3 protein-coding genes and 1 pseudogene are annotated in these 2,327 nt (G+C 70.6%); all 4 read left to right on the top strand.

The genetic code is table 11. The features are described from left to right. Nucleotides 1–252 (top strand): TilS substrate-binding domain-containing protein (locus SACSA_RS0100110; protein WP_028661379.1); only part of this gene is annotated, 252 nt, incomplete at its 5' end. A 2-nt stretch (nucleotides 253–254) separates the two neighbouring features. Then, nucleotides 255–812, top strand: coding sequence for a hypoxanthine phosphoribosyltransferase (hpt, locus tag SACSA_RS0100105; RefSeq protein WP_019812499.1), 558 nt, complete (start codon nucleotides 255–257; stop codon nucleotides 810–812). 262 nt (nucleotides 813–1,074) lie between these two features. After that, on the top strand, nucleotides 1,075–1,443 hold the full coding sequence (locus SACSA_RS0100100) for a hypothetical protein (RefSeq protein WP_019812497.1): 369 nt from the start codon (nucleotides 1,075–1,077) through the stop codon (nucleotides 1,441–1,443). 20 nt (nucleotides 1,444–1,463) lie between these two features. After that, nucleotides 1,464–2,327: pseudogene (locus tag SACSA_RS0100095) on the top strand (hypothetical protein); the annotation flags it as partial.

Genomic DNA, 2,327 nt, shown 5'->3' with positions numbered 1-2,327 from the left:
CGCGACGGCGCCGACCTGCTCGTGGCCGAGCTCGCGCCCGCACCCGCGCCGGTGCGCAGGAGGGTTCTGCGACGATGGATGCTCGACGCGGGTGTGCGCGAGCTGACCGACGCCCACCTGCGGTCGGTGGACGCCCTGGTGGGCCGGTGGCGTGGCCAGGGCGGCACGTTCCTCCCCGGTGACGTCGAGGCCCGCCGGGACCGTGACAAGCTCGTATTGAACTTCCGCCAACCCACCACAGGAGGGGGCTGACCGTGTACGAGGGCGACATCGCCTCCGTGCTCATCACCGAGCAGCAGATCAAGGACAAGGTCGCCGAGCTGGCCGAGAAGGTCGCCGCCGACTACTCGACCGAGAAGCGGACCTCGTCCGACCTCGTGCTCGTCGGCGTGCTCAAGGGGGCGGTCATGTTCATGACCGACTTCGCCCGTGCGCTGCCGGTCCCGGCGCAGCTCGAGTTCATGGCCGTGTCGTCGTACGGGTCGTCCACCTCGTCCTCCGGCGTGGTGCGCATCCTGATGGACCTCGACCGGGACATCGCGGGAAGGGACGTGCTCATCGTCGAGGACATCGTGGACTCCGGGCTGACGCTGTCCTGGTTGCTGAAGAACCTCGCCAGCCGCAACCCGGCCTCGCTGAGCGTCTGCTCGCTGCTGCGGAAGAAGGAGGCGGTGCAGGTGGAGGTGCCCGTGCGCTACGTCGGGTTCGACATCCCGAACGAGTTCGTCGTCGGCTACGGGCTCGACTACGCGGAGAACTACCGCGACCTGCCCTTCATCGGAACCCTCGACCCGCACGTGTACTCGTCCTGACTCCGCGCGGACGCCGGGCTCCGCCCGCGGGCACCCGTCCGAGCTCCTCGTGTCCTCCCGTCGTGTCGTGTTCGCCGCTGGTCGGCGGCCGTCGTAACGGTCAGGCATCGACGGCGGATACTTCACGCGAACACGGAACCCGAACCGGTGAGAACTCGTCGTAGGAACACGTCGGGTGCGTTAACCTTAGCGAAGATCGCAGGCGCGTGACCGATGTCGGGCGTGTGATGTCGGGTAGTGCTGGGGACAGGAGAGCGAACAGATGGGCAGCAGCAGCTACGCGGACGCCGCCGCGTTCCGCGCCGCCGCGGCCACGGGCCAGGTCGGGATCGACCCGGACGCCGCACAGGCGGTTCTGAGCAAGATCCGCACGGGCAAGGACGCCGTCGCCACGCTGTTGGAGAACACCAGCTTCCTCGCCGTGCAGCCGAAGCTGGGGGCCAACCCGGTCGGTCAGGCGCTCGCGTCGAAGTTCGCCGAGCGCGCCGCGGGTGTCGGCGACTCGTACGCGCAGGCGCTGCGCAACCTCTACACCCAGTACGACCAGGCCGAGCACGCGATCGTCGAGGCGATGAGCCGCTACGACGACGTCGACGCCTCCAGCGCGCAGTCGTTCACCGGGCAGCTCTGAGCAGAGGGGGAGAGCAGGCCATGTATTCCGACAGAGCCACCGACAGCGCGGACGCGGGCGGCACCGCCCGCCCGTCCGTGCAGGACGGCGACAGCGGGCACACGCCCGTGGACGTCGAGGCGGTCCAGCGTCAGGAGAGCAGCGAGGTCGCCGAGCTGGTCAGCCGGATGCGCGCCCGTGCCGACGGATTCCTCTACGGCGACGACCGGGCGATCGGCGCCCGGCCGAACTGGGCCGCACACGACAGCAAGCAGCTCTACGCCTACGGCACGGTCAACAACGAGCCCGGCTCGGCCGAGGACATCGGGCAGAGCTGGTCGCAGCACAGTGGTGAGCTGAGCCGGATCGCCGACGACCTCTACAACGCCATCAGCGAGCTGGGCGCCGTCTGGATCGGGCAGGGTGCCGGTGCGGCCCAGGGCGCGCTCGTCGGCATCGCCAACTCGGGCGCCCAGGCCTCCGAGGCCGCGCGGACGATGCGGGACCGCATGGCCCAGCAGGCGGCCGCGGCGGCGAAGCTGAAGTCGATGCCGCAGCCGAAGGACTTCGACCCGGCCGCGGAGGCCGCCGCGATGCTCGCGGGCGGGCCCGCCGCGATGGTGGCCGACCTCAAGGAGAAGTTCGACGCCGCGCAGGAGACCAAGGCCCAGCAGGTCGCGTTCCTGGACGCCTACACCACCGAGATGTCCGAGATCGACGGCACGACGCCGAGCTTCGGCCCCGACTCGCTCGGCCTGAAGCCGATGGCCGACGGCGTGAGCCCGGAGGCGGGACGACTCGGCGCGGTCGGCACCTACGGCTTCTCCGGCGGCGACGCCGGAGCGGGCCCGACGGGCATGAGCTCGGTCGCGGGCGTCTCGGGTTCGGGCCACGCGGCCGACGCG

Origin of the sequence: Saccharomonospora saliphila YIM 90502 (genome assembly GCF_000383795.1) — a bacterium.
Taxonomy (GTDB): domain Bacteria; phylum Actinomycetota; class Actinomycetes; order Mycobacteriales; family Pseudonocardiaceae; genus Saccharomonospora; species Saccharomonospora saliphila.
The sequence above is the reverse complement of the archived record's forward strand: the minus strand, read 5'-3'. Positions and strand labels throughout refer to the sequence as shown.